Raw genomic sequence first — 5,178 nt, forward strand, 5'->3', positions numbered from 1 at the left:
CATCTTTGCACTCACTACTTTTATCGTAAGCGATTATCCGGACATGATATCATATCTGTCCGGTTAAAGACCTATCATTAAGACCGCAGAGGGACTCCAGGTGCAGAGGGAAGGGTTTTTGGGCTTTCTGCATAGAGAAAGGGAATTATAATTAATTAGCCGGACATGATATCAGGAGTGAGGAGTCAGGATTTAGAGTTAATTGCACAATCCAGCTATTAAATGAAGCTTGGGCTTCTGAGTTCTTAGTTGATTGCTGTAGAACTATAGGGCGTTTTGATTGAATGCATTTTTATCAGAATTTGTATAAGGAACAAACAATCAATACATCAACGTCTGTCTTTATATCTCTCTGATAACATAGATACTAAACTAATTCCGACTGATGAAGTTCTGGAGTTATATAGGCATTTTTAATCAGGTGGGATACAAGTATGCAAATAGACCTAACCCCCTAACCCCCTTCCCGAAGCGGGAAGGGGGAACAATTAAAAGCTTCTCTCCTTTTAGGAAAGAGGTCAAAATTGTACATCACTGGGTTGAGAACAGCTATATACTTTTTTGTCTATTCGTGGCTGGATACTATTTCTTTGTTTTATTTTACTATGAAAATTATGCTGAAAAACTACTTTAACACCAATCAAGCGCGAATTTTCACTGCTTTGATTTTGACTGGTATTTTGTCTGTTGGTAGCGGTTTAACACTTGTCAAAGGTGCGACGGGCGCTTCTGCGAATTTATCTCTAGAAACAAGCAATGAAGTTCTTAAAGACAATATTAAACCAAACCGCTTGCCACGTCCAGTAGCTAATGCAGTATTGCGAGATTTAGCCCGCAGGCAGGGAATTTTTACTAGACAACTGCAAATTATTGACTACAATCAACATACTTGGCGCAATGGTTGCTTAGAACTGCCTCAAGCTGATGAATTCTGCACCCAAGCCTTAGTTCCTGGTTGGCGGATTGTGGTATCTAATAGCAAAGAAAACTGGGTTTATCATACCAATAATAATGGGCGATCGCTACGTTTAGCTTCGGCAAACAATCCCTCAGAAAATCTGCCAGATAAATTACCTGCATCTGTAAAAAACGTGGTTTTACAAGCCGCATCCAGACGTTTGCAACAGCCAATTTCTCAGTTAAGCATTATTGAGGCTCAACAGCAAACTTGGAGAGATAGCTGTTTAGAATTAGCTAATGCTGATGAATTCTGTACCCAAGCTTTGGTATCAGGCTGGCGGGTGGTTGTGGGTGCAGTTGACCAAACTTTGGTTTATCATACCAATCAAACAGGTTCTGCACTCAGGCTGAATCAAAAGGCTAACGAAACTACACTGGGGCCTGTGCAAATTCCAGCTAGTGAGTTACCACCACCGTTAGATCGATATATAGTATTTCGCCAAATCTCCAGTGGGGGTTTTGCCGGCAGAACCTATGAGACTGTTTTACTCAAAGATGGGAGACTGATTCGCGTGCGGATTGGTGATGCTAATGATTCTGAACGTAGTGTTCGCCGTGTTTCTGTGCAACAGGTACAACAATTTGTGCGATCGCTAGAACGTTCTCAGTTTAATCAATTTCGGAATTTGAGTTACCCAGCCCCCAGTGGTGCTGCTGATTATATCACCTACACCCTCACCAGCCAAGAAGGTACGGTTCAGTACAACGATATTTCTCAAAATAACCTGCCAAAGAATTTACACACAGCAGTCAAAGCCTGGAATCAAATCGTAGCTAGCGCACAATCATAATTGTCTGTTAGGGTGGGATCAAAAGGTCACTGAAATTGTGCCCTGTACGCTAAATGGTGGTTGAGGGAAGGTGAGATAGTCGTTTGATTCGTAATATTTGACATTGAAGATATTCTTAAAGTTGAGCGCAGCCCGCCAATTATCGCGTTTATAAGAGATAGAAGCGTCGGTTTTGACATAAGAGGGAAGGGTTAATGGATCGTCGATGTTGGCAGTGCGATCGCCTACAAAAAACATCCCTGCCCCAATTCCCAACCCTCTCAAGTCACCCTTTTGAAATTCATAGGTTGTCCACAAACTCGCTCCCTGAGTTGGTGCATTTGTCAAGCGGCGACCTTCGGGAAGACGGTTATCTTTGCTCACAAAGGCATCATTTAAGTAGCCAGAAGCAATAACTCTCCAGCCTGGTGAAATTTCCCCCGCAATATCCAGTTCAATCCCTCGGCTTTTCACTTCTCCAACTGCGATAAAGTATTCGTCATTACCAGTGGTATTCTCAGGGTCTGTAGTCGGAATGTTGGTTTTGCTGATGTCATACGCTGCAAGCGTGGCTGACAATCGTTTATCAAAAAGTTCAGCTTTAATGCCTACTTCATACTGAGTCCCGCGCGAAGGCTCTAGCGGTTGTCCACTCGCAGTTCTAGAATTATTACTGGGAACAAAAGAACTACTGTAGCTGGCATAGAGCGAAATCGGTTCAATCGGTTGATAGACAATGCCAACGCGGGGTGAAAAAGCACTATCGTAAAATTCAGTCGGCGCGGATTGACCGTCCCCACTACTGTATTCCACAAAATCATATCTGCCGCCAGCTAGTAATTTGAGATTTGGGAGCAATGTCACCTGATCTTGCAGGTAAATGCCGGTGGTGGTGGTAGTTTGCTCGAAGAAACTATTGGGATTTGCTATGCGTGGTAAGCCATAGGCTGGATTTAAAATATCGAATGACCCTTCATAAACCCCACCGATACCCTGATCAGCCTGATACCTTTTGCGCCATTCCAACCCCAACAGCAGTTGATGGGCGATGGAACCGGTTTTGAAGTCACCAATCAAATCCGTTTGCAACGCATAGTTGTCAACGTCAGTCGAACCGCCAAAGTACTCTCGACCTGTCAACGTGCGACCGTCTGCGTCCAGTTCTCCGGGTTGAGTTACAAGACTGTTGTACTTCTCAGAGAGGTAGAGAAAGCCGCTTCTCAGGCGTAGATTCTGATTAAACCGATGATTCAGCGTTAAATTGAGGCGATGCTCCTCGTTGTCTTGAAAATCATCAGGTTCGCCGATATTCAGATTTATGGGCACTTTTAAAAAGGCAGAGACAGGTCGCAAGCCGCGATCAAACCCTAGTTTCGCGTTTAGATATTCATAGGCTAAGGTGATGTCGGTTGAGTCGCTAACCTGATAGGTGACAACGGGAGCGATAAAAACGATATCATTGTCAATGAAATCTCGGTAGCTACCGGAGTTTTCATAGGAAACATTCAAGCGGTAGAGCAATCGTTTGTCATTGCTAAGGGGCCCAGTCAAATCGATCGCACTTTTGTAAAAGTCGTAGCTCCCGGCAGTTAAATCGACTGCATAGAAAGGAGTGTTCAAGGGTTTCTTGGTGACATAATTCACGATTCCACCTGGCTCTAATGCCCCGTATAGCACCGAAGCAGGCCCCTTTAGCACCTCTACTTGTTCAATATTGCCGCCATCGACGAAGAAAGGCTGAGTGGCAAATCCATCTCTTAAGAAACCACTGTAGAAGCCACGAACACGGACATCTCCGATCAGGTTACCGTAGCCAGATGCGATCGTTGTGCCTGAAACGTTGCGAGTCGCATCGGTAATTCGTGTGATTCCTTGATCCCTGATCACCTGTTGGGGAATCACCTGAATCGACTGGGGAATATCACGTAAAGGTGTATCAGTTTTAGTTGCAGTACTTGCATCTGGCACAGTATATCCATCTTGCTCACCCGTCACCACCAGCTCAATCGGTTCATCACCCTCTGTTGATGGAAGACTAGGCTGTGTCTGTTGTGACCCCTCACTCTGTCCCGGAGGGGTGGGGTTTTGCGTTTGAGGCTGTTGCTGCGGCTGTTGTGCAGAAGATGCAGAACTAGCCACAGAGAAGATAATACCCTCATCTGGACTGTCAAACAACTCAACAATCGGTACACCCGCCTCACCCGTCACACTTACCCGGATAGTAGTAGCATCAAAGTTCGTTACCGTTATTTCGCTAACACCTGCAATTGGTTTAGTAGAGCGAAATGTAAAAGCGTCACCGTTGGGTAAACGCAGTTGGGCATTAGGAATATCAGCAATAAAGTTATTGCCCAAACTGCGATTCACTACTTGCAATTGTTGCCCAATGGAAGTTTGTAAAATCACCTCCACTCCTTTACCAGTGGGATTTGCTTTCACTGAGGTAACTTGTACAACTTTACTCTCCTGTTTCCCTCCTTGATCGGGGGGATTTTGTTGTTCTATCTGAGCGAACCATTCTTTGACTGTTCTTGCGGAACGGTTTAGTTCCTGTAGACTATGAATTTCAGTTACTTCCTTTGCCTGAGTTGGTTGTATAATCACAGCAATAAAAAAACAGGAAATAAACAGCGATGTCAACGACGGGCTACGCCTACGCAACAGTTTCATCACTCCACACACCTAATAGTACTTCTTAAAACAGAGTCGATTACTTGAGAATTATTTTTAGATAACTCTGTTTATGAGAATACAGAATTTGGGTGATCGCATGTATCTGAAACCGGATTTTTTTTATTGGAATCGGGATCTACTTTTTGCTACAAACCTTTATACTTACGATAGTTTCTAGGAGTCATGCCTAATTGCCGCTTAAACAGATATCCAAAATGACTGCTGCTTTCGTATCCCACTTGATAAGCAATTTCTGCAATCGTGAGATTAGTGTTGATGAGAAGCTGCTTTGCTTGCTCTAGCCGCAGGGATAGCACATATCCCAACACCGTAGTCCCAAAAACTTCTCGAAATCCCCGCTTGAGCTTAAAGTCATTAAGTCCAACCTGGTTGGCTAGATCTAGTAGAGAAGGTGGATGCGGCAGCGTTTGATTTAAAATAGCTTTAGCGTGATGTAAACGTTCAATTTCATCGGGACGGAAAAATAGCGATCGCTGTAATACCTGATTATTTTCCCCCCACTGGGCAATCTGAAGTACCAGTAGTTCCAACACCTTTGCTTCTAAATACATTTGTCTAAGTGTTTCTTGGAATGGACACTGCAATATTTGTCTCAGCAGCAATTGCATTGTCGGCGTGGTCACTCCTAACGGCTGATGGAAGCGCTGTTTCATTGGATTTTCTTTCAACTGTTTGAGCAAAGCAGGCAACTGATCAAAGCTGCTTTGGAAACTAGAAAGTAAATCAGCATTCCAATAAATTTTGATATTTTGAT

At 43.7% G+C, this 5,178-nt stretch carries 3 protein-coding genes; 1 reads left to right on the forward strand and 2 read right to left on the reverse strand.

Annotated elements, in window-relative coordinates:
- Positions 1-605 precede the first annotated feature (605 nt).
- Positions 606-1,751 (forward strand): hypothetical protein, encoded by a 1,146-nt coding sequence (locus HWQ58_RS29550; protein WP_292871009.1) that lies wholly within the window; start codon positions 606-608, stop codon positions 1,749-1,751.
- An 18-nt stretch (positions 1,752-1,769) separates the two neighbouring features.
- Here HWQ58_RS29550 and HWQ58_RS29555 read toward each other — a convergent pair whose 3' ends face one another.
- On the reverse strand, positions 1,770-4,400 hold the full coding sequence (locus tag HWQ58_RS29555) for a TonB-dependent siderophore receptor (RefSeq protein ID WP_292871011.1): 2,631 nt from the start codon (positions 4,398-4,400) through the stop codon (positions 1,770-1,772).
- 149 nt (positions 4,401-4,549) lie between these two features.
- A partial coding sequence (locus tag HWQ58_RS29560; protein WP_292871013.1) for an AraC family transcriptional regulator occupies positions 4,550-5,178 on the reverse strand: 629 nt, incomplete at its 5' end.

It is taken from the genome of Nostoc sp. LPT (genome assembly GCF_017115165.1).
Lineage (GTDB): Bacteria > Cyanobacteriota > Cyanobacteriia > Cyanobacteriales > Nostocaceae > Nostoc.